The sequence below is a fragment of the Paenalicyclobacillus macrosporangiidus genome (genome assembly GCF_900116805.1).
In the GTDB taxonomy this organism is placed as follows: Bacteria; Bacillota; Bacilli; order Alicyclobacillales; family Alicyclobacillaceae; genus Alicyclobacillus_H; species Alicyclobacillus_H macrosporangiidus.
Genome location: NZ_FPBV01000021.1, coordinates 1 through 25,535, shown reverse-complemented (window position 1 = coordinate 25,535; position 25,535 = coordinate 1). Strand labels below are relative to the sequence as shown.

Sequence of the window (25,535 nt, the reverse complement as noted above, 5' to 3'; positions counted from 1 at the left end):
GAATCTTATCTGATCGGCCCCGGTTGAGATAACGTCAAAATGTTGAGTATCATCTGGCCCTCACCACCGATTAATAACCATATTGTTCATATCGTTGTTACCGAGCATGTACGGACATTCCCTATTTCCACTCTATGTCCTTGACTTAGTGGGATTCTCCTCTTCCTCATGGCACGGAAAGGCGAGCCCAAGTAGCCTTGAGAGGGAGGTGGGACGCCATCCGATGATACGCCTTTCCCGTAACGCGACCGATATCATCTGCAAACACCTGACCGCCGCCCTGCCCGGGGAGACCCTGTCGGTTCTCGGTCTTCAGGACGTGCATGTCGTCCGAGCGCTGCCCACCGAGATCGATCAAGTCATCGTTTCCGAACGACGCACCGACTTCGTCCTCGAACTGCAGGACGGCACCCTGCTTCACTTGGAATACCAGAAGAAGCCGGAAAGGAACCTGATGCGGTTCCTCACATACGACATCGCGTTGGCCAAACAATTCCGCACCAAAGTACGCACGGTGGTGTTGTATACTGGAAACGTGAAGGATGCGCCGGATACCCTGGATATGGGAGGTGCTTGGTACCGGGTGCACAACGTGTTCCTCAACCGATTCGATGGTGACGCGGTCCTCCACACGGTCGGCCAGCACCTGGACGCAGGAGAATGGGAACCCGCGGATCGAATCCGATTGGCGTTCGCCCTGCACATGCGGTTCAAAGAACGCACCCGGGACCAGGCTTTCGAAAGCGTGCTCGAGCTCATTCTGCGCATCCCCGATGACCTTGAGAAAAACCTCGTGGTCGCCTGCATTCTGGGTCTGACGGGGCGATGGTTGACACCCCACCAGGAACGGCGGTTGAAGGAGGCGATGGAGATGACGGAACTGCTCGAACATATCCTCATGGAAGCTGCAAAGGAGGCAATGGAGAAGGGGCACCGGCAAGGTTTTGAAGAAGGCCGGCGACAGGGGCTCGAGCGAGGACTTCAACAGGGAATCCAACAGGGGATCCAACAAGGGCTGCAAATGGGCGAGCACCAAAAAGCGATTCAGATTGCAGAGAAGATGTACCGCCGCGGAGCTTCTGTATCCGATGTGGTGGAGCTGACGGGCTTGACCGAACAAGAAGCGGATGCCATCCTGCGCAAGGTCAGCCTGTCCTGAGTATGGCCCCACGACGGCAGACGATTCTGGCCGCGTTGGACATGGCATCGATACGATTCGGGGCGGCAGTAAGCCGCATTTTCGGACAAACTAGCCCACTCTTGCCCGCCCCACCCTCATCTCAGAGCCACTTTAAGCCAGCTTCCCTGATAAGAATGTCACGTTTGTCTCTTCGATCGCGGTTTTTTTGTAAGAAAATTTCGGTAAACAACCCGTTTTCGCAGTGCCGCCGCCCTGTAATGCGCGATTTAAGCCGCATCATCGGATAAGCACCAGGGAGCGCCCATTGGAAGAGGGAGTTCGCATCACACAGGGCGCCGCATGGCGCTATGGCGCTATCGTGGAGTCAACCCCAGAGTCTGTGATGGGATGGTGTGCCTGGAACGCCTCGGGGATCCGTGAGATGTTCTGGAGCATGAATCCAGAGAAGTGGGTGAGATGTGGAGTCCATGGAGCGGGATCGAGTGCGACAACTGCCCATCATCCAATATGAAGGGCTGACACCGGCTGAAAACGCCGAAGTCAGCCAGCAAGGGCTGTTGTTGAGCACCGTCGAGTCATTGAAAACCTGGGCCCGCGGCAACAGCTTGTGGCCGCTGACCATGGGGTTGGCCTGCCCCAGATCGGTGGACAGCACACACCGCTCTGGTCCCACCGCCCGGATACTCTCGAACAGCGACTGCCAAGACGCCTTGCCGGTGTGGAATGTGGTGTAGCAATGCTCAATGTAGGCACCCATCTGGCTGAGTTGGACCTGCTCGGACACCGTCAGATCCTCGGCCGGAAACAGGGCATGGGTGACGACCATACGTTTCACACCCACTTCCCGCGCCTCGGCAACCAGTGCAAAGATTTCGTGGCGGCTCAGGTGCCCAGTCGCCAGGACCATGTCATACTCCGCGATGATCTCGAGGCACAATCTCACCTCTTTCTTGATGGAGCCATCCGCATTCAATACGGTGATGGGATCCGGAGCAAAGCCCCGCGCGACCAACTCTCGCTGGATGGCGGCCCAAAACGGGAGTTTGCGACCGGGTGCGGGATCGCGGGCAGACTTTTCATTGTCCGCATCCACCGTCGGCATCCAGACCACCCGATTCCCCGACCTCCCGGCCACGTCGAGGACCAGCGGACTCAATCCGCCCACCGTGTGATTCAGCGTGATCGACCCAAACACGGAGATGCCGGGAACCGCTTTGGTAACCACCTTGGCTCGCTCCACCGTCGGAAAGTAGTGGGATTTGAGCACGAAGCCCTTCAGTCCATGCGTCAGGCATTCCTTGGCCAGGTCCAAGTCGTCGATGCGCCGCTGGACGATGTCTGGAGCGACATGGACATGGAGGTCGTAGGCACCCTGAATCGCCTTCCATGCCTGCTCCGATACGTATAAATCTTCGACCGGTTCTTGTTCGAGAGCGCTCAATACAAGCCCTCCTTTGGCATCTTGCGCAATGTGGTAATCACACTCTCCATATGGGCCTTCATCGCTGCGTGCGCGGCCTCTGGGTCGCGTTTCACCACAGCTTCGACAATGGCCACGTGTTCTGCGAAAGACACGTCGGTCCGTCCAGGCATCAGCGACGCCCGGAACTGATATCGGACGGTCTGCGCCCGCAGGTTTGAAATCACGCGCGTGGCGGTCTCGTGTCTCGCAACCTGATACAGATGCTGATGCAACGCGCGGTTCGTCTGGGAGTACGCCAGGAAGTCCTGTCTCTGATGCGCGGCCCGCATCTCCTCCAGAATCTCTTTCAGCTTCGCGGCCTCCTCCTCATCGATCCGCTCCGCGGCCTTCTGCGCAATCAGTCCCTCGAGAACCGCCCGAACTTCCGTGATCTCTATTGCTTCATCGAGGGAAATGGCGCGCACCCGAGCCCCCCTGTTGGGCTCTCGGACCACCAGGTACTCGTTTTCCAGATCCGCCAGCGCGGCGCGGACAGCCGCACGCCCCACACCGTACTCCGCCGCCAAGTCCGACTCAACCAACCTTTGATTGGGTACATACCTGCCGTCCATGATGGCAGACCGAATGAGGTCGGCCACCTGGCGGTGCATGCTGCCCTCGCCTTCCTTCTTGCTCAGATGAACCCTCCTCCTTCATTGTCTGAAACTACGATACGATATGCCAGACAAGATTGTCAACAATTTTTATATCGATTTTGTATTGTATTTATCACGAAATTATGTGTTCAATTGTGTCTCTCCCCCTTCCTCGAAGACAGACGACAGCCTTTCCCCCTGTCATACCTCCCATCCTGCTCCCATAGAGTGAACCGTGGACGGCCATTGCGCGTTCCCGACAAGCGACTCACACGAGGAGGCGACGGAAGCATGGGGGCTAAGCCGGTGGCGGCGGGCGTCCGCCCGAAACTCACCCCGCAACAACGAAACGCCTTCATCAGCGCATTCGGAGGCTGGACCCTCGACGGGTACAACGCTGGGTTGTTCGGTGTCGTGCTTGCGCCCGCGATGAGCGCGCTGTTGCCACAGTCCGGCATCGAGGTCAATCCCGGCACGGTCGGCCTGTTCGGCGAGCTGATGGTGGCCGTGTTTCTCGCCGGCTGGGGGTGCTCGTTCATCTGGGGCCCCATCGCCGACAGGACCGGACGGGTCCGGGCACTCATGTTGAGCATCATCGTGTTCTCGGTGTTCACGTTTCTCGCGGGACTGTCTCAAAATGTGTGGGAGCTTGCGGTCTTCCGCTTCCTCGCCGCCGTGGGGATCGGCGGAGAATGGTCGATGGCGGGAACATTTGTCGCCGAATCCGTTCCCGAGGAGCGGCGGCCATTCTTCGGCGGATTCCTGCACGCGGGCACCTATGTTGGATTCCTCATCGCCGCGGTGGTCAATTACTTCGTCGGCGTCACCCTGGGCTGGCGGTGGATGTTCTTCATTGGAATTCTTCCGGCGCTGTTCGTGTTTTACGTTCGCGCCAAGAGCGTGGAGTCCAAACGGTGGGAGAAGGTCTCCGGCAACACCGCGCGCGTGTCGTTCTGGAGCTTCTTCGCGAAGGTCTTGCAACCTCCCTATCGGACCCGCACGTGGGGAAATCTGCTGTTGTTGGTGATCTGCCTGATGGGTTTCTGGGCGGGATCGCAGTACCTTCCGACCGCCATTTTGACGCTGGCCAAGCCCGCCGGGATCGCCGGGACAGGTGCGGCCCACCTGGCCGCGTTGGGCGCCGTCGTACTGGACGTGTTCACCATCCTCGGCTGCTTCCTCGCGCCTTACCTCGCGAACCGGCTGGGACGCCGCCGAACCCTCGTCATCTTCTTTGTCCTGATGATGATCGGCATCCTCGGCGGGTTCCTGTGGGCCTTTTACGATCACGGTCTTGGCGCATTCTTCGCCTTCATCCCGATTCTGGGCCTGGGCGGCGCGGACTTTGCGCTCTTCACCATCTGGCTGCCGGAACAGTATCCGACGGAGGTTCGCGCCAGCGCCTTCGCCTTCGCGACCACGTTCTCCCGGTTCGTTGCGGCCATCGGCACGTTTGTGATCGGCTGGGCCATCAACGCCACGCACACCATCGGCATACCATTGGCGTGGACGGCAGCTCCGTTCCTCATCGGCATCTTTCTGACGCTCATGGTGCCGGAGACGAAGGGACATCGCCTGCCCGACTGACGTGCGCCAACCCGCGGTTCTGGAATTGTGCTGCTGCGAAGCAGCGACCTTGCCTTGTTCCGCGCGGGCGCGGACAACGCGGAGTTTTCCACGGTTCGATCCGATTCCACGTCCAACGCCCGCCACAACGTGTGGGTTCGGCGCGACCGCTCGACGCCGAAGTCTTGCCGAAATCGCACTACGGCGCGTGCACCACGCTGTCTGGGTTTTGCACGTATTGGTTGTAGCCTTCTTCGGCCAACTCCAGTCCCACGGCCTGATTCTGGGACCATATGCTCGAAAAGTACTGAATTGGCACCGGGGCTTCTCCGACGGCTGGCCCGACCTCAATCGTAAAGCCGGGTCTGCCCACCTTTTGCGTCCACCAGTCGGTCAGGCCTCCACCTTGTTCGTTGGCCGGCGGCGTCTGGACGGGGTATCCGGTCAAGCGCGACATTCGGAGCGCCAAATCGTGAAAATGCGACAGGTTGTCCGGGCGGATCTGATAGCCCCAGTAGATGACGCCGCCGGACGCGTGGTAGGCAACCTCTTCTTGCGGGTTGATCTGATTGATCAGATTGAGAACCGCTTTGACTTCGTTGATTTGATACGGCGCCGTGCCTTTGTAAAATTCGTACCACGGGTGGGTCACGATGCTCGGAAGGGTGTACCACCCTCCGTCGTACTGGCGGTTCGGATCGATCCCCTGCGCGTTGTTTTTCCACCGCGCAAAGTTGGTCGATCCGTTGTTCATCGCGACCAGCGACGCCCGGACGTCAGCGGGAAACACGCTGTCCCCGAATTGCGCCAGCGTCACGCCGTCCGGATTGACCATCGGTATGAACCAGATGGTCGTCTCATCCAAAATCTGCTTCACGTTGTAGCCGCCGATCCACTGATTGTTGCGGTAGGCGTACGCGTAGCGATCCAACATGTACATGTTCAATGCTGTCGTGATCCACTCCCGCGCGTGGTGGGACCCGCTGATGAGCACTGTGGCCTTTCCCTTGCCCAGGCCGACGGCGTAAATGTCCCTTCCGTATGCGGTCTGGCCGACCACTTTCACCTGAATCAAATCCGGGTACATGTCCTTCAGAGATTGGATATCACTTTGCATGATTGTGTACGAATAGGTCTGATTCGGATTGACCACCGGATGCGCCGGCGGCAATTTTGCGATGAGAAACACCTGGCCATTCCACGTTGGATAATCGCCCAGCCGCTTCAAGCCGGTCATCACGTACCAGATGGGAACATACGTTTTGCCTTGGAACGCGACGACGGGAAACCGAATCTCGGACTGGTCGGGGAGGTGGACCGTCATCGGCGTCGCGGGATCGAACGCCACGGTTGCGTCACCCGGCGCAGCGCTCTGGTTCCAGTACCAGTCGTTTCCGCTCCGCACGTTGGGGACGCCAAACGCCGCAAGCGCCTTTGTGACGGCGTCGAGATCCATATATTCGGTCCCATCGTAGAAGCTCGCCACCTGCGCATCGCGATACCCGTTGTCCGTGGTGATGCTTCGCGTGGTCAACGCGATCCCCGGCAATGGCGGAATGGGGTGACTGGCCGTCATCGCCCAGGTAGTTCCATCCCATGCCGAGTGGATGCCCAGGCGGTTCAGCGCCTGCTGCAGGTACCAGATGGGCATGTACGTCGTTTCGACACCGCTGCTTGGATCTTTCTCGATGAGCGCAGGCGCGTGCTCCACGACAAATCCGTTGACAATGATGGCCTTTCCGGATGAAGAGGTGTTTGGGTTCGTATAGTCCGCCGCTTCATTCACGGTGAGGTTCCAGTTGGAACCGTCCCACGTGCTGGCGATCCCGAGGCGGTTCAACGCCTGCATCAAATACCAGATGGGCAGGTAGGTGGTGTTGTTGTAAACAAAGCCCTTCGGCGCGGAGATCAATTGACCGTTCAACGTAATTTTTTTGGTTTCGAAGGAGAGGGAACTTGCGCCGACATCTTGCGGATTCCCCCATGTGCACAGGGCCGTCGTTGCAAGCGCGGACAACCACACCGCCGAACGCACGCTGTTTCGTTTCAAGACCCAAGCAAGCCTCCTTCATTCCAACAAAAAACGGGGAGGGTTTAGCGCTTCACCCTTCCCGTTTTCACGGTTTTCTGCTCTTCCGTTGGTGACGGTACACGGACTGCCGACACCTTGGCGCCGGCTCTGCGGCCGTTGTCCTCGCGGCGACTGTCGTGTCGTCAGGATAGTCATTCGCCGCCGGTGTGGAGGATTCCTGCACTGCCGGCGTGGCAATTGTTTCCGGATGTCACGGCAGCCCCGGTTTGCCCCGCGCCAGCCCCGTGCAGGCAGTGCGCGAAGCCCCGCCGTCCTCCCTCATCACCGACAGCGGCCCTTCCCCCCAGAACAGCCCAAGCCCCGACAGAATGTAATCCGCATTTTCGTACAATCTCGGCCGTTTTGGCCCGTCTCACGCCCATCTGAGGGCCACTTTAAGCGGCGTTTCCTGACAAAAACGCGGCTTCCGTCCCCTCAACCGCGTTGGTTTCTACGACAATCACGATTCATCGCCCTTTTCCGCCGGGCCTGCCGCCCTCAACCCCGAAGTTTAAGCGGCATCATCGGATAATCATCCGCGGGTGCGCATTCTCACCAGCGGGCGCGTACCGGTCTGAGGCGTCGATGACCAGGAACGCCTCCGGCAAGCCCCTGGGCGGACATCCGCTGCCCTGTACGCCAGCACGTGAACATCAGCCCCAAAACCCGCCATCGGAGTGGAGGATCTGTCCCGTGATCCACTGAGCGTCGTCACTCGCCAGGAAAGCGATGAGACGCGCCGCATCCTCCGGTTGGCCGATTCTGCCCATGGGGAACCTCGGCAACAGGCGGGCCCTCACATCGTCCGACATCCATCCCGAATCCGTGGGACCGGGATCGACCGCATTCACCGTGATGCCGAGAGGCGCCACCTCCGCAGCCAGGGAAACCGTGAACGCCGAAATGGCGCCCTTTGTGGCCGCATAGGCCAACTCACCCCGCATGGGACCTTTGTCCTGTCCGGATATCATGTTGATGATTCGCCCCCCGCTGCCCCCGCGATACCGGCGTGCGAACTCGGCAGAGAGCAGGCAGGTTCCCCGGACATTCACCGCGTAATGGGCATCCAGGATCTCGGCGTTCAATTTCTGAAATCCATCCGAAGTGGAGTGGGCCGCGTTGTTGACAAGAATGGACGGTGAGCCGAGCATCGTGATGGTCGCGTCCAGAATCCGTGAGGGCGCATCCGATTCGGCCAAATTGACTTCCAGATGAGCCGCTCGCACGCCCATCGCGCTCAGCTCACGAACGAATTCCTCCGGCCAATCCTCGTCCGCCCCCCACGCCATTTCGCGATCGTAGCTCTTCCAATGCGTGAACAAGACGTCGGCCCCATCCCGAGCCAACGCCCGGCAGATGGCGGTCCCGATGCCTCTGCGCCGACTTGCGCCGGTCACAACGGCAATCCGGCCCGACAGTCGCTTCGTCTGCTGCATGGGTATCCTCCTCGTGATGGGATCCAGTGACGTCCTGGTATGGCTGGTCCGCTCGACTTCACGGCGAGGACCCAGCCCGTGCCGCAGGAATACAATGCCGGTGGAGACACACAGCGCCGGTGTTCTCCGTCTCGATCGCCTTTCGACAATCACGCTTAACCCACCGTTTCAGCTGGGCCTGCCGCCCTCAACCCCGAGGTTTAAGCGGCATCATCGGATAATCATCAGCGGGGGCACATGATCACCGGCGGGGACACACCGGCCGGAGGCATAGACCCACGCCGAGGAACCGCCGCCGGCCCCGACCTTCCCACGGGCCCAGCCTCCCCTCACGTCCCCTCTCTCTACCACGCACACGCCACCCGCGCACCCGTCCGGCTGCTCTCCTGCGCCCACTCCAGCACCTGGATCACATCCCGCGCTTCGCGGGCGTCCACCGGCGGCGGGCCCCCGCGCAACAGCGCGTCCGCCAGGCCCTCGTAAAAGCGCTCGTAGCACCCGCGCTCCGTCTCGGCCTCCCGTCGCTCCACCGCGCCATCCTCGCGTACCACCGACAGCCGCCCGTACATCTCCGGTTGATCCCGCCCCCACTCCGCCGCCCCAGGCCGCACACCGGCCTTCAGCTGGTCCTCCTGCGGATCGATCCCGTACTTGCAAAAACTCCCCCGCTCCCCGTGCACCAGAAACCGCGGCCCCGGGTCGGGCACCACGTACCCGGAATGCAGCACCACCCGTAACCGCTCGTATCCAAGCACGATGTGGAAGTAGTCCTCCGCCCCGCCGCGCTGCGCGCCCACGTCCGCCCACACGCACTGCGGGCGGCCAAACAGGTGAAGCGCCTGATCCACCAAATGCGGCCCGAGGTTGTACAGCGTGCCGCCAGTCCCCGCGCGCTCCTGCCACCGGTCGGCCACCTGCGGCCGGTACCGGTCGTAGTGGGCCTCGTACGTGTACACCTCCCCGATCTCCCCTGACGTCAACAGCCGCTTCACCGTCAGAAAATCCCCGTCCCATCGCCGGTTCTGAAACACCGTCAACAGCCGCCCCCGCGCCTCCGCCAGGCGGATGAGCTCGTCCGCCTCCTCCGTCCGCATCGTGAACGGCTTCTCCACCACCACGTGCTTGCCCGCCTCCAGCGCCCGCCGTGCCGTCTCGAAGTGGAGCGGATGCGGGTTGGCCACCACGACCACATCCACGTCATCCCGTTCGATCACGCCGTCCGCCCGCTGGTCCACCACTGCTTCGGGATACCGTGCACGCACCTCCCCCACCCGGCTCGTCGCCACCGCAACCAACCGCAGCTCCGGGATCGAGGCGATGAGCGGCGCGTGAAACACCGATCCCGCCAAGCCGAAACCAATCAGGCCCACTCCGACAGATTGCATGTGATCGCCTCCGTCCAATTCCATCCGACTCCGCCCGATCCAATCCGAGGGCGTCCGCGCTTTCACGCACAAGCGCCACTCTTATGTACGATCGCAAAATTGCATCGCTAGAGCCAGTATACTGCACACTCGGGCTTCCCATGGCGTCTATCCTGCGCAAACCAACCCGACGGTGCCCGTACCCATCGCACGCAGTTGATGACACCAAGGCCCCCTGTAATCTATCGTAGATTTCACAAAACAACCTGTAGATTCACTGACAAGTCTTCCCCGACCTCCATCAGGTGAGGTACGATGTATCTATCAAGCCACTGAGGTGATACAGATGGACGAACAAAGATTGGCCGAATTGGTCGGGGCCGTTGTCCGCCAAGAAGTGTCTCCGCTGCGGGAAGAAGTCGCCACGCTTAGCGAAAGGGTGACCGTGCTCAGTCAGGAAGTGACAGCTCTGCGGGGGGATGTGGCCGCACTCGACCATCGTGTGACCGCGCTCGAGAACCGCATGGAAGCGCTCGAGAATCGGATGGAAACGCTCGAGAACCGCATGGAAGCGCTCGAGAATCGCGTTGAAACGCTGGAGAGTCGTATGGCCTGTCTGGAGGATCGCGTCACCACACTTGAGCATGAGATGACTGTCCTACGCAAGGATGTGATCGCCATCCAAACCCGCCTCAACGACATGGATGAAACCCTGCACGCCACGTATGAGCAGGTCGGCAGGCTGTCCGTCGCCATGACCGAGCTCCGGATGGAGGTGAACCAGCTGCGCAGCGGAGACCTGTACCTCGCAGGTCGTCTCGGTGTACACGACATGGAGATTGAACTCCTCAAAGCGCGACACTGACTGGTGCGCACTCGTCGACCCACCCCGTCCTCAATCCACAGGATAGGAAGTGCAGCCATGCCTCCAACCGGTCGACCATGCTGTGCGTCGACAGAGCCGCCCCGTCCCGCTCGAGACGGTACATCTCCCTGTCGAATCCTAAATCTTCCTCCCGTGTGCCCTCGTCATTCGCACTGAGGCTCGCCTCCCTCTAGCGGTGAGTACATCAACGGCGTTCCAACCGCGTAGGCGGTTGAAAGAGTATACTGAAGAGGGTGCACGAATCGTTCGTGTACTCGGACGAGCAACACGAGAAGACCCATACCCCGGGCATTGTGCCTCCTGTCTGCTGAACTTCACATGCTGAGGAGCGAATGACGTTGTCAGACTTTTACGCCTATCTGGAAGCGCATCGGGCCCAAATCCTGCAGGACATTCGCACGTTGGTGCAAGCTGAATCTCCCACCCATCGCAAGGATCTGGTGGACGAGTGCGGGCGGGTGCTGGCGGGACTGTTTCGTGATCGACTTAGGCTTGCGCCGGAAGTGCTGGCTCAGGACAAGTTCGGAAACCACCTGCGGTTTACATATGGCGAAGGAGCGTCGCAGGTACTCATCATCGGGCATTTCGACACCGTTTGGGATCCGGGCCGCCTGGCGCTGCGGGAGGAAGGAGATCGGCTCTTCGGTCCCGGCGTGCTCGACATGAAGGCGGGTTTGGTACAAGCCCTCTGGGCCGTCAGGGCGCTGCAGGCAGCGGGCGCGTCCGTGCCGCACAAGGTCGTGTTCCTGTGCAACAGCGATGAGGAGGTGGGCAGCCGATCCTCCCGTCCCCTGATTGAAGCGGAAGCTCGCAAGAGCAAGGCGGTGTTCGTGGTGGAGCCCGCGCAGGCGGAGACCGGCGCGCTGAAAACCGGACGCAAAGGCGTCTCCATGTACCGCGTGCACGTTCACGGCCGGGCGGCACACGCAGGCAATCACCACGAGGCGGGCGTGAGCGCCATCCGCGAACTGGCGCGGATTGTCCAGTACTTGGAAGGGTTGACGGATTACGATCTCGGCACCACCGTGAACGTCGGCGTCATCCGCGGGGGCACGCGCAGCAATGTGGTGCCGGAGTCCGCCGAGGCGGAGATCGACGTGCGTACCGTGACGGTGGCGGAGGCCGAGCGGATCGACGCCGTGATGAAAGGTCTCGGTCCGAGCCGGGAGGGACTCCGCGTCGAAGTGGAAGGGGGCATCAACCGGCCGCCCATGGAGCGCACCGGGCAGACCGCGCGCCTGTTCGCACTGGCCCAGGAAATCGGAAGCCAGCTCGGCATGTCGCTCAGCGAGGCTCTGGTCGGCGGCGGCAGTGACGGCAACTTCACGGCTGCCATCGGCGTCCCCACGCTGGACGGGCTCGGCGCCGTCGGCGACGGCCCGCACGCCGAGCACGAGCACATCCTGATTCCGCACGTCGTCCCGCGAGCGGCCCTGCTGGCCCACCTGCTGACACGCGTGTAAGCGGTACGGCGAATGGCTCCGGCGGCGCCCACGGAATCGGTCGCCGTCCGGCGCCAGCCGCCCCTCATCCCGTGGGAATTTCACCCCCGTCTCATTAGCCCTTCGTCCAGCGCATGTCTCGCCTCTTCCAACGCGGGCAGCGAAGCCGCCCGATGCACCGCTACGCGCATTGCTTCAGCGATCGGCTTCAGCAACAACCGCGTCTCCTCACGCTTGACGACAAACGCCTTCGGGTACACCTTCAACGTTTCCATCGTCTCAAGCAGTTTGTCGGCACACTCCTGTGCGTACCCATCCGGATGCGCCACATGGATCTGCAGGATCATCCCCGAGTCTCTGTCCACGCACAACAGCAGCTTCGGGAACATCGGGCGCTCGCCTTCCGCCACCACGAACGGTGCGTAAGCCACGTCCACCTCCCAGGATCCCATCTTCCGCGCCTGACGCATGATCCCGCGCACAGCGACCTCACTCAGGTCAACGGGAGGTAGCTCAGGCCCATCCTCAGCGAGCTCCGGAAGGCTTGTCCAAGCGTCTTCCCAAGATCCGTCCGGGGACTGCCTGCGCGTGAACACCGTACCCGGGTCGCGCGGATTGAGCAGGTCGCGGTCATCCCGTACCCGCTTGGCCACATCTGCCGCCTGCTCCAGAGCCACCGTGAGAAATCGAGCCTCCTCGCTCGTCAGATACCAAGGAACGTATCCCGGTACGTAACTGCGAAACAGCGGCCATGCGGTCTTTCCGCGAAAATGCAACCCAAGTTGCTTGATCACCTCTCGATCCCGCTTCTCCACATCCTGACTGCTCTCAAACGACGCAATCAACGCGTGTTGTCCGTAGAGGGTCTCCTCCCCACTGTTCTCGTTCCGCATCGCCTGCAGCGACCGCCATCCGGCTTCGCCGCGATAGACCCCAAGCCCGAAATATTCCCCAAGAGCGCCCATGACCACACAGTATCCCGTCACGCCCGTCTCAGGGTTGACGACCGCAAAGAGATCGTCATTGTACATCCATTCCCACGGAGCCAATTTTCGAAATGCTATAGCCGCCTCGTACAACGCCTTCCACTCAGACAACGTCGGTGAGTCTGTCACAACTAGCCCCTCCGTTTTCCAAATCCTATCCGCGTCCCTTGGCCTGCATGTGTCTTCGACGTATATGGCCGGGCGCATCTGCATGATACGCTAATCGCAGAACGGACAACCTCTGAAAGCAGGGTGACCAGATGGAGCCATCCTACCACATCGCTCGGAGCACCGGTAAAAATGATGGTCTCGTCGCGATTCAATTTGAAGATGGCTCGCGGGCTGCCGTCATGGAGTCCTACTGCGCGAACCCGGCCTGTTCCTATACGACCTTGCACCTGGCGTTCACCGAGATCGACGAGAATCTACACTTGCAGGGAAAGATCTGTTCTTTCTACCTTGATACGCGGACCTGGCAAGCCAGGCACGTGTCCGTCGAATCAGCAGACGACGTGCGCGCTCGTGCTTGTGTGGAGGAGTTCTTCGGCGTGCTGGACGACCACCTCAAGCAGAGGGCGACCGCGTAAGAGAGGCTAAGGAGTACGGCCGAAAACAATGGCTTGCTCGCATGAACGAACGTCTCTGCGCGGGGTACGAAGAGATTTTCCACGATCCCGATGCCCGCCTGTCCACCTTTGCGTGGGACGACCGGCGGTGTCTGGTGGACGATCAATACTGCATCAATCCCCTTTGCACCTGCAACGAGGTGATCTTGAGCTTTGTCGACATCACGGATCCCCCCATAAGCCAGACGCTTCATTTCGCCGTCCGCGTACCCTTGGACGGGGGAAGTTACGTCGTCGAGGACAGCCTCGGCTTTGAGCCGAACGAAATCAAGTCAATACACAACGGAGCGGGAAAAAGTTCAAGAAGTGCTGCGGTGCGACCCACGCGTGATCAGCTGGAACAGAGGCGATGCACACGAAGGACAATCAAACCGCAACGTACCCGTCATCGCTCGCATCCGCCTGCAGGTATTCGGTACAATATGCAAAAAGCCCCTTCATGGAAGGGTGAGCATCTTGTCCACCCCCAGGTTTCCCGGCAATCCCCCCTATACGTATGCCGACTATGTGCAATGGGACGAGACGGAACGGTGGGAGCTGATTGACGGGGTACCATTCATGATGGCGAGCCCCACCCCAGAGCATCAGGAGATCCTGCTTCGCCTGGCGTCCGCGTTTCACACCCATCTAAGTGGCGGCCCATGTACTCCCTACGTCGCACCGCTCGATCTCACCTTCGAAGAAGACGAGCGGACAACGACCGTTGTCCAGCCCGACCTCTTTGTGATGTGTGGGACGTACGGCCGGTCAAAACGCATCGTGGGTATTCCCGTGCTCGTGATTGAAATCTTGTCACCGTCCACCGCCTCCATCGACTTCGTCCGGAAGATGAATTTGTATCAAAGAGTCGGTGTGGAAGAGTACTGGATTGTCGATCCGCAGCTCAGCGCCATCTACGTCTACTGCCATGACGGTACACGGCTCGCATTCAGCGGTGAGTACGGTATTCACAGCACACTCAGCCCGGTGAGGTTTCCTGATTTGAGCATCGAAGTGAGGACGTTGTTTGATGACAATAGGACGTAAATCGTCTCGAGCTTCCGATGGGCCGGGCCACGGAAATACGCAGTCCGACATACACCACAACTCCTAACCGAATGCGGTTGTCAATGAGGAATTTGACCGGCCGCACCCCATCCCCCAAGATGCTACGCCAACCCCGCCCGGTGGATCTCGTCTTTCAACGCCCGGTACCGGTGGTACTGCTCGAGGAGGTTTTCCATGTACGCCGTCCAGTCGCGACGCCAGCCCGCCTTCATGTACACCTCGCGCAGCAACCGCATCCACCGGATTGCGTCTTGGTAGGCGCTGCGGGACTTCCGGCCGATGCACTCGTCCACGAAGCGTTGGTAGACGGAGATGCAACGCGCCGGATGAGACGCCGTGGCGTTGTGTAGAAACGCCAGCAGGTCATCGTCGCGGGCGTAGGCGCTGATGTGGGCGTTCTCCAAGACCCGCCACGCTTCTTCTTCATCTCCGATCTCCCAAAGCATCCGACAGGCCAACCCGATCCTCCATGCCCGACGGACGGCGTCGGCCCACAGGCGGGTTTTCTCACGGCGGAGGTCATCCGTGCCGATGTCCTTCAGACAAGCTTGGAACCGCGCCCACGTGGGTGATGCGAGCAGCGCGTTCTCGCGCGACGCCGCGGCGCGATGCCCCAGTCCTGCGGCTTCATAAATCCTGGCCAGCCACTCGTGCGCATCGGCCCCTGGGCGTGGGTCAAGTCGCAGTGCCCACTCTCCGTAGCGGACCGCTTTTTCGTGTTGATCGATCGCGGAGAACGCCTCGGCCAAACGGCGCACCGTGCTGCTGCGCACGTCGGACCACCGGCCGTCCACCGTCGCCTCCGCTTCGTCCATCTCGCCGTTCCGGATGCAGAGCGTACACCACCACTCGATCAAATCACGCCCGCTGTCGTTCCAGGGCCGTGGTGCAGACGAAAGGCCTTCGGCCGGTGCGCAGAGCTCCCCGCTGGACAGAAAATCCGGCCTCTTTTGCTGCATCCGCGCCTTGAACTGCCGGAGGTGAGCGCCGTCCAGGGTACAGGACGACAGGACATCCGTCCAGTCCACGAGGTCAAGCATATCGGCGCACTGCCCCGCGATCCAATCCGTGAAGCGGATAACCTGACGGCGCACCCCAGTCTCGGGCTGCACCACGGGCTGGCCCTGGCGCCGCATGGAGGCTGTCTCGACGGCCCCCCGTGCATCCGCCCCGGCCTCTGCCTGAACCTGCCGCCGCACCAACGCCGCCACCCGTTCCAGGGCCGCGAGGCTTCGGTCGTGTGCCCCGTCCAATTCGAACTGCGCTTCCTCTGGAAACCGCGATATCCACTGTGACACCAACACCGCCGTCACCCCGAGCCCGATCAGCGCCGGAATCAACGCGTCCCGCGCCAGCTCCTCCAACTCGTCGCACCAGTGCTGGACATGCCGAACCGCTTCCCTGCAGTCCCAGCGGTCGTCGCCGTCGTCCAGATCGCCCCAGCGGTCGTAACCACGGTCAATCCCTGGCTCCCACTCCTCCACCTCACACAGGCCTTCCGCCTGTTCCAGGATCTGCTTCACCTGGGTTGTGAAGTACACCGCCGCCTCCTCGACCTTCATCGTCCGGGTGAGGGTGCGGGCGGATTGGGTGCTTTCCCAACGGTCCAACGAAATCTTCATGTGCCGCGCCCAATCGGGTCGATCCCGCAGGGACAACGCCACCACGTCCCTCAGCTGTTGCTCGTTCAGGGCGGACAGCGCCTCAATCACGTCCTCAGGATTCACCCCTTCGTACGCGCCCGCCGCCTGAACGCTCGCCGGGTCGTCCTCCGCCGCTGCGAACACGACGGCCACCATGTGTTTGCAAAAGCCGTCAAAGGGGCAGTCGCACGTGCTCCGCTCAAAATTCGCGATGTCCACACGAGTGTTGTACGCACCGGAATGACCGTGAACCGTGGCCTCTATCGTATCCCCCTGCATCTCGATGTGCAGGACCCGCCCCTCTTCATAGTACGCCCAACCCCGATGGAGCACACGGGGTCCGACCCACATTTCCATGTCGCGCCGCAGCGCTCTGAGCCGTTCGCCGCCCGCTCCTCGAGTCATCAAGTAGATGACCTCCTCTCGTCATGTGGCTCGCCGACGGGCTCTGCCCCGACAGGCTCCCGCCTCTCACAACGACCACCCGGTCCGCTCCTGGAACCTCTCCTTGGTTTCCGAGCGCATCCTTCGCCTCCCCGTCGCCGTACACGAGCAGCACCCGCTGTGGGCGCAAGTCCGCCACCGTTTGCACCAGCTTGCGCCTGTCCGCGTGCACCGACAGACCGAAGAAGCCCACCTCAAGTCGTTTTCCATCTGATTTTAGCAAAAGCCCGTGGGTACGGGGTGAAGCGGGGACTCCCCCAAGCGGGTGGACGAGGGTCACATGACCGCGAAATTCTGACTAACCTCCCACCGGGGGGGCGGTTCGAGGTGGTCAGAACTCTGACTTTACCCGGATTTCCGTACAAACTCGCCACCTTCGGGGCGCGAACTGGTCCGGATAGTACGACATTCTGGCCTGCACCCAGGGGCACGGCGGGGTCAGCTGGGGCAAAACGAGCGAGATAGTACGAAAATGCGGCACCCGACCTGTGATAGGCGGGCCTGTCCTGCGACCGGCCGGCGATGGCGAATCGTCTCCTCCGCCTTCTCTCCTTTCACTCGCTACAGCCAACAGGTTGGCGTGAACGCACGACTCAACCCATATCAATGTTGGACCCTACGGGTGGCGTCTCCGGCGCATCCACCAGCGGCGGCCAAGCAACGCGAGTGCCGCCAATGCCACCCATGGGAGTAGCCATGCCACAATGGTCACCAGAGCGTACGCGGACTTCTTAAGAACGCGGAATGATTGGAGAAACGCTTCTGTCACGGGGGTATCCCCCGACGCCGCACCGGCAAACGACGGAGGGGTCAATGTGAGGTTCACCGTGGCCAGTTGCACGGAACGGTTGAGATCATGCAGTTGTGCGTTCAACTGCGCGATCTGGCTGTTCACCTGCACCAGCGCTTGTTGAATGTCGATCATGTCCTTCATGGTTTGCGCCTTGTTAAAGAGGCGGGTGTATGCGTCGGCTTCGCTTTTCAATTCCTCCAGCTGTTGCTGAAGTCCGTTGTACTGTTGTGTAACGTCCTGCCCGGTCTGGGAAAAGTTCGTCACCGTCCCCAGCCCCTTTGCGGCGTTCAGGAACTGGGTGAAGTCCTTTTCAGGGACGCGTACGGTCATCCATACGGTAAGTTGACCGTTGTCCGTGGATTCTCGCGAAGACTCGACAAATCCGCCATAGCTGTCGACCATCCGGGATACTTTGTCCGCGGCTTGCCTGACATCGGATGTGGATATATTGACGGTCGCCTGCTCAATCACCATTCTTTGCGTCGTTGTCGTTGCAGCCGCCGTTTTGCTGGCCGCGTTCGCCCCTGCGGCTGCTTGTATCGCCCCATCGGCAGGCCCGTGCGTACCGGCTTGGCCCGAATTCGGCATCGCAGCCTCGGCAGAACCTGAGGCGGCAGCCGCGGCAGCGGAAGACACGGCAGCGGACGACGCCGATCCCCGCCTCCCCACTTGGAATGCATTCGTGTTGAACACCACCGCCGATACGGCGGCCAGCACCGCGATGGCCGCGACAATCACCCAGGGACGGGATACAAACACGCCCGTTCGTTGCCAAATCGATTGAACCCAGCAGGTTCTTTCTGCTTTGAGCATGAAAAGCCCCCCTCGTCTCGATGCACGTACGTTGAATATACATATAAGACGTAAAAGTGGGGTTTTTCATTTCAATTTCCTTCAAGGAGGCGCGCAAGGAGGCGCAACGGGTTGCCGCCGCGGGCGTTGGCAGGACGGAGGTAATCGCGCAACGCCTATCGGTAGTCTGGGTGGCCAGATCGTCCCCGCTGGGCGCGGGTCGCGTAACCCAGAAATTCTGAATCATCCCCGTGTTCGCGGGTGGTTCGAGTTACTCAGGACTCCGACTTTAGCCGGATTTCCGTACAAACTCGCCACGTTCGGGGCGCCAACTGGTCCGGATAGTACGAAATTCCGGCCTACACCCAGGGGCACGGCGGGGTTAGCCGGGGCCAAACGGGCGAGATAGTCAGAAAATGCGGCATCTGGAGCGCAGGGGATTAGGTGCACCAAGGATTCGGTGTGCCAAACGGGCGAGACAGTAAGAACATGCGGCACCCGACCCCGTCGCAGGCGAGACGCTCCAGCGTCCCTGCCGGCGATTCTCTCCTCGCCGCTCTCCTCGCCGCTCCCCTACACCCTGTACCGCTCCAGCACCTCCAAATTCACTCGTACCCCCAGCCCCGGCGTGTCGGGGACCGTGATCCAACCATCCTTCTGCTCAATCGGGTTCTCAATCAACTGCGTCCGGAACGGGTGCGACGACGTGTCGTACTCGAAGATCGGCTCCGGCGCCGTCAGCGCGTGGTTGGCAATCGGCAACGCGGCAATCAAGTGCAGCGAAGCCATCTGCCCGATGGACGATCCCCACACGTGCGGATTCACCTGCACGCCGTACGCCTGCGCCAGCGCCGCGATGTGCCGGCAGGCCGTGAAGCCGCCCGCGTGACAGACGTCCGGTTGAACCACGTCCACCGCGCGGCCGCCCACGAGATTGCGGAAACCGTACACCGTGTACTCCGCCTCTCCACCCGCAATCGGGATGTTCAGCTTCGCGCGCACCTCACGGTACCCGTCCACGTGCTCCGGCGCAACCGGTTCTTCAAACCAGCGGATCGACAGGTCTTCGACGCCCAGTCCTAACCTCACCGCGTCGATCACGCCGTACGCATGATTCCCATCCATCATCAACGTGACCTCGTCCCCCACCGCCTGGCGGATGCTTCGCATCAACGTGATGTCGTCCTGGACGCCGAAGCCCACCTTCACCTTCATCGCCTGAAATCCGTTCGCCCGATGCCGCTCGGCCTCCGCCACCAGCCTGGCGTGCTCCGATTTGCTGCCGATGTCCACCCGGTAAAACCCAGTGGCGTACGCCTGGACCCGGTCGCGAAACTTCCCGCCCAGCAGCTTGTACACCGGAACCCCCAGGCTTTGGGCCGTGATGTCCCACAAGGCGATGTCGATCGCGCTGATCGCCCCCACCACAGCCCCCTTCGGCCCGTAGTCGCGCACATGGTTGTACATCCGGTGCCACAGCACCTCCACATTCGTCGGGTCCTCCCCGATGACCAGTGGCCCGAGTGTCGATCGCACAGTCGCCGCTGCAATCACCGGCGACTGCAGGCCCATGCACAAGGCCTCGCCCCAACCGACCAGCCCCTCATCGGTCAGCACCTGGACGATGGTCGCCCCCCGGTGGGTCACCCACCCCTGCGAAAACGCGAACGGTTGCTCCAATTCTGACTGAATCGGATAGACTTTCACGTCGGTGATTTTCAAGTGAATCGCCTCCTGACGCGATTGGCAGTGAATGGGACAATCCAGATTACGAATCGCCATTGCCAAATCCACTCTACCACCCAAAACAGGATTTCTCCTCACCATGTAGAAACTTCCTTGAGGAATATAATTGCTCTACCAATCCGAGGCTTCCGCCGACGGACTCCTGGCCCTTTCACCGCCAGTTCGTCGGCACGGCTCGCACAGAGAGGTGCATCCCGACAGTATGTTTCACCTCACCCTCCGTGTCGCTTGGCACGACAGCCGCTGGAACGGCACCGTGTGTAAACATCCGGCAGCCAATACGCACTGCACGCTCCTCGAACGGATTCGCGAGGGTAAAAAAGATGCGGAAGAAGAGCAGGTCGCAGGCCGGCCGTGGGACGCCTTGCAGAGGGAACAGTTACCGCCATGCGCGGCAGAGGGTGCCGGATTTATGAGCCCACGCGAATGGATCCGCGTCATGGAACACCCCTATCGCCACTCGAGGGAGGCTTCCGCAACGCACGGACATCTCCGCCCAACACCATTGCTGCTCCCGCCCTACGCCACGTTGGCCGTGCCCTTCTGGTGGATGTTGAAATCCAACCAATCGACCATCGACGGCCAGTCGCCGATCCCGCTGCCTCCCGACGAGGAAGCGCCTTTCCGAACCGCTTGGGTCTTTGGCCGGGAACGGCAGATGGCACTCAATGACCTCTTTTACGGGCGTCTGACCCCTCTGAAGTCGCTCGTCCTGATTTACGCGAAGGACGGACACCCCCTCGGTGATGAAGTCTCACGCCTCGTCGTCGGCGTGGGGCGCATCGAATCCGTCAGCAATCGCCTCATGTACGACACACCATATCCCGAGCGGTCTTATCCCCTGTGGGAGCGCGTCATCCGTCACTCCATCCGCCCGGAGGGCGTGGATGGGTTTGTTCTCCCCTATCACGACTACCTCGAACCGACGGGCGATCCCGCGGAAGACCAACACCGCCAGGATCTGCTCCGAGAGATCGCGGTGAGTGTCGACGCCGCCTATCACCGAGCGTTTTCGTACGGGGCGGAGTTGGCCGACGCGGACGCAGCCCTCCACGTGCTCGTGAAGTGCCTGGACGCGATCCGACGCATCCGGCGGCACAGCATCGCTCCCGGGCCATGGTCCCAGCGCGAAGAATGGGTGAACGAGCGGATCGCAGAACTGTGGCAGGAGCGTGGAGCATTCCCCGGGCTGGGATCGGCGTTGGAGGCGCTCGGCCTTCGGCTTGGCACAGCGTTGTCGCTGGAACTCATGGCGACCGGCCAGCTTCAACCTGGCGACAACCCCTGGGACCTGGTGGATGCCATCCTGCGCGGACAGGCGGCCCCACCGCGCAAGGAGTACGAGCCGGACATCGCCGCGGTACGGTCGACGTGGGCATCACTGCCCGAGGAGCGCCGTCGCCTGCTGGAATTGCTCTCCCGGTTTGCCCTCACTCCAGAACAGGCCAAGCGGTGGTTTGATGGGCACCGGCGGGATCGATTTCTTGGTCACCACGTTGCCGACGCCGAGCTGTTGGCGAATCCGTATCGGATCGCGGAGCTGGATGCGGACAGCCCCGATTCGCCGGCAGTGTCGGTCGGCGTGATTGATCGCGGTCTCCTCCCCGACAACTCCATCGCGCTTCGCCATCCTGTGCCGAGCCCGTCGGCCATCACCTCTCCGGTCGACGCTCGCCGCGTCCGCGCCGGGCTGGTCCGCGTCCTGCGCGAGGCTGCGGAACAAGGCGACACCCTGCTCGCCACTGGCGAGGCGCTTACCCGACTGCCTCGGATGGACTGGGCACAGCCCTGCGAGGTCGGCTCGGATTACCTCAACGCGCACCTGGACGAATGGCAAAGCGTCATCACCACGGTAGACGCTCCGTCTCGTGACGGCGCGCCGCCGAGACAGGCACTCCAACTGAAGGAATATGAGGCGCACGAAGCCTATCTGCGCAAGGTCCTGATCGCCCGGGCAAAGGCCGAACTGCCGTCCCTCGGCGTCGACTGGAGAGCCGCCATTCGCGAGACGCTCAAGCGCCGGGGTGTTGACGTCGATCACCTATCCGCCCGCCAGCTGGAGGCACTTGAGGAGCAGGCGGAAGCCCTCGAGCGCATCACGACGCGGAAGCTCGCCGTCCTCTCCGGCATGGCAGGCACCGGCAAGACCACCGTCCTCGGCGCCCTGCTCTCGTCGGACGCCATCCGTCAAGGTGGAGTTCTCCTTCTCTCCCCGACCGGCAAAGCCCGTGTCAAGCTCCAGCAGGCCTCCGGACGCGAGGCCCAGACCATCGCGCAGTTCCTGCTCAGTCTCGGCCGTTACGACGTCGAGCGCCAGAGGCCACTGTTCACCGGCAAGGAACAGTACCGGCGGGAGAAGACCGTCGTGATCGACGAGTGTTCCATGCTTACCCTGGACGATCTCGTCGCGGTCTTCAAAGCCCTCGATCTCGCGCACGTCCATCGCGTCCTCCTCGTCGGCGATCCCAACCAGCTTCCGCCCATCGGTGCCGGACGTCCGTTTGCGGATCTCATTGCTTACTTCGATCACATGGCCACTTCCACCCATGAAGAGCAACACCTGGCCAAGGCGTTGGCACGCCTGACGGTGGAAGTACGCGCGAATGCAGGGGCCGCGTCAGACACCCTGCGGCTGGCGGCCTGGTACACCCGCGGCCCCCAACCAGCCGACGCGGACGAGATCTTTCGCCGGCTGTCCTCCCACGCGACGGGTGACGGCCTGAACGACCTCCAGGTGATATTTTGGACCACGCCGGAGGAACTCGAGACGCGCCTCCTCGACGCCATGTGCGAACACCTCGGACTTCGCGGGCCGGACGACGTGGAGACGTTCAACCGCGTGCTTGGCCTACAACCCACCGGGTACATCCCATACGACAAGCCCGACAGCGTCGAGTCGTTCCAGATTCTCTCCCCAGTTCGGATGCAGCCGCACGGCGTTTATGCGCTCAATCGATGGATCCAAGCCCGCTTCCGAGCGCGGGAATTGTACCAGGCCCGGAGGTACCGCAAAGACCACGTCCTGCTCGGGGATGAGGAGATCGTCGTCCACGACAAAGTCCTCCAGACTCGCAACACACGACGCGACGGCTGGGACACGCAAAACCGGCGCATCGTGAACGGCATCTATTTGGCCAACGGCGAAATCGGCATTGCCGTCAAAGAGAACAGACAGTGGCTGAACATCCTCTTCGCTGGCCGGCCGAACGTGACCATCGGGTACCGTTCGCGCGACTTCAACGAAGACGCCCCGCCGCTCGAGTTGGCATACGCACTGACCGTCCACAAAGCACAGGGCAGCGAGTTTGACATCGTGTTCGTGATTTTGCCTAAATCAACCCGCCTGTTGTCCACCGAGCTTTTGTACACCGCCCTGACCCGCGCCCGGCGGCGTTTGGTCCTTTTCATCGAAGGCGAGGACGCCGCCCTGCTGTACGATCTCGCCCGTCCCGAACGCTCCGAAACCGCCCGCCGCAACACCAATCTGTTCACACCTGGCGTGCGCGAGCCAGACACGGCGGTCCCGTACGCGGAGCATCTCATCCACCGCACAGAGCGCGGTCACCTGGTGCGGAGCAAGTCCGAGCTCGTCATCGCGAACATGCTGCACCACATGGACCTCCCGTACGAATACGAGCGTCCGTTCAAGGGGCTCACGACCGGGGGCGTGGTCCTACCGGATTTCACCTTCGCCGATCCCGCCGGCGGCCTCATCCTCTGGGAACACCTCGGCTTGCTCGCCAACCCCGACTACCGCCAGGCCTGGGAGAAAAAACTCGACTGGTATCGCCAAAACGGATTCGAACTCGGCCACAACCTGTTCACAACGGAAGACGATGCAAACGGCGGCCTCGACTCCACCCTCGTCCGCCAGGTGGCGGAACAAATCGCGGCCCGGCTTTGACCGGGCCAAAATCTCTCACACGTTTCCCCGATCCCATCTCCATCCTCATCCAAACTGAATCGGCATCCGGGCTTTTATCCCTCCAGCACCCGACGAGGATATGCACTTGGAGGTATCGGGGTAGAGAGGACACCGTGGCTCCCACGCACCCGGAAAAATTCCCGTGGTTCTCGTGAAACCGTGATGGAACCCGGATCCGTCAGGACACACCGGAATTGGTCCCAGTCCAGCACGCAGAATTCGTCGAGGCCCCAGACAAACAGCATGGGATATCTCGTGACGAATCTCGTCAGGCGGGACCATTCACTGGAGTGTCGGTGAAAAGCTGAAAGAAGCGCTCCATGTGATGGAGGATTTTGGGGCGTGATGGTCTGCGTATTGGATTCAGTTACTCAATCGCCCAAAACTTTACTAGATTTCTCCGCTGTCTCTCAAAATGCCTATGTAGTCCTCGAGCGTCAACGGACAATCAATGAGTTCATACAACTGCTCTATGGTTAATCGAAGCTGGCGGGCCATGTTTCTAAGCAGTAAACCGTCATACTCCTTCATACCGTGGCTCGTTTTCGTGAATACCGAGGTTTTCTTGCCGTCCACATAAAGGACAAAATAGTGGTGATCACGATTCGACTTTCGAAATCCTTTTCGCTGCAAACTGGCCTCGATTTCCCTGGTCTTCCGCGGTTGCAAGGACGGGTCACACTCCGCTCTGTATGAAATCTACGAGCGCATGCAACTTGCGTTTGAGTCGGATTCCGCCAGGCGTCAACTCATCATCTTGAGCACATGCATACTCGTGCCACAGCACATCGAAGTCATTGGAAAACTCTTCTCTCAGGGCGGGTGGATCGTTCCCGACGCATGAGATGTGCAGCTCTGGGCAGACGAGTTCCCACGTTTCGTCCAAGTCGTGAAACGCGAGTTCCGCCCGAAGCGGTTCCTTCAAGTGTAAGCGTCAAACTCCTCACACCTTGCGTTTCTCCAACCGTCGTGCGACAGTCATGCACAGCAACAATCAGCCCCGCCAGGAAACCCAGCGGGGCGATTTCTCATGCTATCCTTTTTTCCTACGCCTCCGGATTCGTTCCGGCAGGCGATCCGACCACGGGAGCAGCTCATCCATCGCTGCCCGGTCATCCGTTCGGATGTTGGGCAGCCACTCAAACAGATATTCCAGGTACAGATACGGGTCCAGGCCGTTCTCCTTGGCTGTCTCCACTAGGCTGTAGGCGATGGCGCTCGCCCTCGCACCTTGTGGGGTGTTGGCAAACAGGAAGTTCTTGCGACCAATTACAAACGGCTTGATTGACCGCTCGCTCCGGTTGTTATCCAACTCCAGATGGCCGTCCTCCAGGAACACCACCAGCTTCGGCCACTGGTTCAGGCAATACGAAACCGCCTTGCCCAAAGCACTCTTGGGCACCACCTGTCCGCTCTGCTCCTCAAGCCATGCCAAAAACTCGTCAAGCACCGGTCGGCTCAGCCTCTGCCGTTGGGCACGACGTTCCTCTGGTGTCTCGTCTTTCAAACCGCGCTCAATCTTGAACAGCCTGTTGCAGTACTCAAGCCCAATCCGGGCCGCTGTCGGTT

At 61.1% G+C, this 25,535-nt stretch carries 18 protein-coding genes; 7 read left to right on the top strand and 11 right to left on the bottom strand.

Annotation, left to right across the window (positions count from 1 at the left end; genetic code table 11):
• Nucleotides 1-223 precede the first annotated feature (223 nt).
• On the top strand, nucleotides 224-1,159 hold the full coding sequence (locus BM357_RS15035) for an RpnC/YadD family protein (RefSeq protein WP_245784033.1): 936 nt from the start codon (nucleotides 224-226) through the stop codon (nucleotides 1,157-1,159).
• 346 nt (nucleotides 1,160-1,505) lie between these two features.
• Here the strand turns inward: BM357_RS15035 and BM357_RS15030 are convergent, their stop codons facing one another.
• Nucleotides 1,506-2,582: a DUF6282 family protein gene (locus BM357_RS15030; RefSeq protein WP_074955265.1), complete on the bottom strand. Its 1,077-nt coding sequence runs from the start codon at nucleotides 2,580-2,582 to the stop codon at nucleotides 1,506-1,508.
• Nucleotides 2,579-3,214 (bottom strand): GntR family transcriptional regulator, encoded by a 636-nt coding sequence (locus BM357_RS15025; protein WP_074955262.1) that lies wholly within the window; start codon nucleotides 3,212-3,214, stop codon nucleotides 2,579-2,581. Before BM357_RS15025 ends, BM357_RS15030 begins: the two co-directional genes overlap by 4 nt.
• Before the next feature lie 276 nt (nucleotides 3,215-3,490).
• Here BM357_RS15025 and BM357_RS15020 point away from each other — a divergent pair, with 276 nt between their 5' ends.
• Complete coding sequence (locus tag BM357_RS15020; protein WP_074955259.1) at nucleotides 3,491-4,786, top strand: MFS transporter; 1,296 nt, start codon at nucleotides 3,491-3,493, stop codon at nucleotides 4,784-4,786.
• A 178-nt stretch (nucleotides 4,787-4,964) separates the two neighbouring features.
• On the opposite strand, the gene BM357_RS15015 is transcribed toward BM357_RS15020, so the two are convergent.
• The 3 genes from BM357_RS15015 to BM357_RS15005 all read right to left on the bottom strand — a co-directional run bounded on the left by BM357_RS15015 (nucleotide 4,965) and on the right by BM357_RS15005 (nucleotide 9,657).
• The gene (locus BM357_RS15015; RefSeq protein WP_074955257.1) at nucleotides 4,965-6,815 is read right to left on the bottom strand and encodes a M14 family zinc carboxypeptidase; all 1,851 of its coding nucleotides are present in this window, start codon (nucleotides 6,813-6,815) and stop codon (nucleotides 4,965-4,967) included.
• A 674-nt stretch (nucleotides 6,816-7,489) separates the two neighbouring features.
• On the bottom strand, nucleotides 7,490-8,272 hold the full coding sequence (locus BM357_RS15010; protein ID WP_074955255.1) for an SDR family oxidoreductase: 783 nt from the start codon (nucleotides 8,270-8,272) through the stop codon (nucleotides 7,490-7,492).
• A 344-nt stretch (nucleotides 8,273-8,616) separates the two neighbouring features.
• Complete coding sequence (locus tag BM357_RS15005) at nucleotides 8,617-9,657, bottom strand: oxidoreductase (protein WP_074955252.1); 1,041 nt, start codon at nucleotides 9,655-9,657, stop codon at nucleotides 8,617-8,619.
• Between the two features lie 325 nt (nucleotides 9,658-9,982).
• Between BM357_RS15005 and BM357_RS15000 the strand changes: the two genes are divergently transcribed.
• Complete coding sequence (locus BM357_RS15000) at nucleotides 9,983-10,501, top strand: hypothetical protein (RefSeq protein WP_074955249.1); 519 nt, start codon at nucleotides 9,983-9,985, stop codon at nucleotides 10,499-10,501.
• Between the two features lie 353 nt (nucleotides 10,502-10,854).
• Nucleotides 10,855-11,985: a M20 family metallopeptidase gene (locus tag BM357_RS14995; RefSeq protein WP_074955246.1), complete on the top strand. Its 1,131-nt coding sequence runs from the start codon at nucleotides 10,855-10,857 to the stop codon at nucleotides 11,983-11,985.
• Nucleotides 11,986-12,065: 80 nt separating this feature from the next.
• On the opposite strand, the gene BM357_RS14990 is transcribed toward BM357_RS14995, so the two are convergent.
• On the bottom strand, nucleotides 12,066-13,079 hold the full coding sequence (locus tag BM357_RS14990) for a DUF7309 domain-containing protein (protein ID WP_245784031.1): 1,014 nt from the start codon (nucleotides 13,077-13,079) through the stop codon (nucleotides 12,066-12,068).
• Between the two features lie 131 nt (nucleotides 13,080-13,210).
• On the opposite strand from BM357_RS14990, the gene BM357_RS14985 reads away from it, so the two are divergent.
• Together BM357_RS14985 and BM357_RS14980 are read left to right on the top strand one after the other, a co-directional pair.
• A complete protein-coding gene (locus BM357_RS14985) occupies nucleotides 13,211-13,537 on the top strand; it encodes a hypothetical protein (protein WP_074955243.1) in 327 nt (108 codons plus the stop codon).
• 291 nt (nucleotides 13,538-13,828) lie between these two features.
• Entirely contained in the window at nucleotides 13,829-14,602 is a 774-nt protein-coding gene (locus BM357_RS14980; RefSeq protein ID WP_139234748.1) for a Uma2 family endonuclease, read from the top strand.
• Between the two features lie 122 nt (nucleotides 14,603-14,724).
• Here the strand turns inward: BM357_RS14980 and BM357_RS14975 are convergent, their stop codons facing one another.
• The 4 genes from BM357_RS14975 to BM357_RS14965 all read right to left on the bottom strand — a co-directional run bounded on the left by BM357_RS14975 (nucleotide 14,725) and on the right by BM357_RS14965 (nucleotide 20,017).
• A complete protein-coding gene (locus tag BM357_RS14975; RefSeq protein WP_245784036.1) occupies nucleotides 14,725-16,671 on the bottom strand; it encodes an SWIM zinc finger family protein in 1,947 nt (648 codons plus the stop codon).
• Nucleotides 16,571-16,903, bottom strand: a complete 333-nt coding sequence (locus BM357_RS20755) for an MBL fold metallo-hydrolase RNA specificity domain-containing protein (protein ID WP_175511554.1) — start codon at nucleotides 16,901-16,903, stop codon at nucleotides 16,571-16,573. Before BM357_RS20755 ends, BM357_RS14975 begins: the two co-directional genes overlap by 101 nt.
• Nucleotides 16,904-17,326: 423 nt before the next feature.
• Nucleotides 17,327-18,316, bottom strand: a complete 990-nt coding sequence (locus tag BM357_RS14970; protein WP_074955235.1) for a DUF4349 domain-containing protein — start codon at nucleotides 18,314-18,316, stop codon at nucleotides 17,327-17,329.
• Between the two features lie 552 nt (nucleotides 18,317-18,868).
• Nucleotides 18,869-20,017 (bottom strand): mandelate racemase/muconate lactonizing enzyme family protein, encoded by a 1,149-nt coding sequence (locus tag BM357_RS14965; RefSeq protein WP_074955232.1) that lies wholly within the window; start codon nucleotides 20,015-20,017, stop codon nucleotides 18,869-18,871.
• A gap of 574 nt (nucleotides 20,018-20,591) precedes the next feature.
• On the opposite strand from BM357_RS14965, the gene BM357_RS14960 reads away from it, so the two are divergent.
• Nucleotides 20,592-23,945, top strand: coding sequence for an AAA family ATPase (locus tag BM357_RS14960; protein ID WP_175511553.1), 3,354 nt, complete (start codon nucleotides 20,592-20,594; stop codon nucleotides 23,943-23,945).
• Between the two features lie 1,054 nt (nucleotides 23,946-24,999).
• Here BM357_RS14960 and BM357_RS14945 read toward each other — a convergent pair.
• The coding region (locus BM357_RS14945; RefSeq protein WP_139234746.1) for an IS66 family transposase at nucleotides 25,000-25,535 on the bottom strand (536 nt) is incomplete at its 5' end.

Coding starts and splice junctions, on each gene's coding strand:
- BM357_RS15035 (WP_245784033.1), top strand. CDS start 224: ATGATACGCCTTTCCCGTAACGCGACCGATATCATCTGCAAACACCTG.
- BM357_RS15025 (WP_074955262.1), bottom strand. CDS start 3,214: ATGCACCGCCAGGTGGCCGACCTCATTCGGTCTGCCATCATGGACGGC.
- BM357_RS15020 (WP_074955259.1), top strand. CDS start 3,491: ATGGGGGCTAAGCCGGTGGCGGCGGGCGTCCGCCCGAAACTCACCCCG.
- BM357_RS15010 (WP_074955255.1), bottom strand. CDS start 8,272: ATGCAGCAGACGAAGCGACTGTCGGGCCGGATTGCCGTTGTGACCGGC.
- BM357_RS15005 (WP_074955252.1), bottom strand. CDS start 9,657: ATGCAATCTGTCGGAGTGGGCCTGATTGGTTTCGGCTTGGCGGGATCG.
- BM357_RS15000 (WP_074955249.1), top strand. CDS start 9,983: ATGGACGAACAAAGATTGGCCGAATTGGTCGGGGCCGTTGTCCGCCAA.
- BM357_RS14995 (WP_074955246.1), top strand. CDS start 10,855: ATGACGTTGTCAGACTTTTACGCCTATCTGGAAGCGCATCGGGCCCAA.
- BM357_RS14985 (WP_074955243.1), top strand. CDS start 13,211: ATGGAGCCATCCTACCACATCGCTCGGAGCACCGGTAAAAATGATGGT.
- BM357_RS14975 (WP_245784036.1), bottom strand. CDS start 16,671: ATGACTCGAGGAGCGGGCGGCGAACGGCTCAGAGCGCTGCGGCGCGAC.
- BM357_RS14970 (WP_074955235.1), bottom strand. CDS start 18,316: ATGCTCAAAGCAGAAAGAACCTGCTGGGTTCAATCGATTTGGCAACGA.
- BM357_RS14960 (WP_175511553.1), top strand. CDS start 20,592: ATGTTGAAATCCAACCAATCGACCATCGACGGCCAGTCGCCGATCCCG.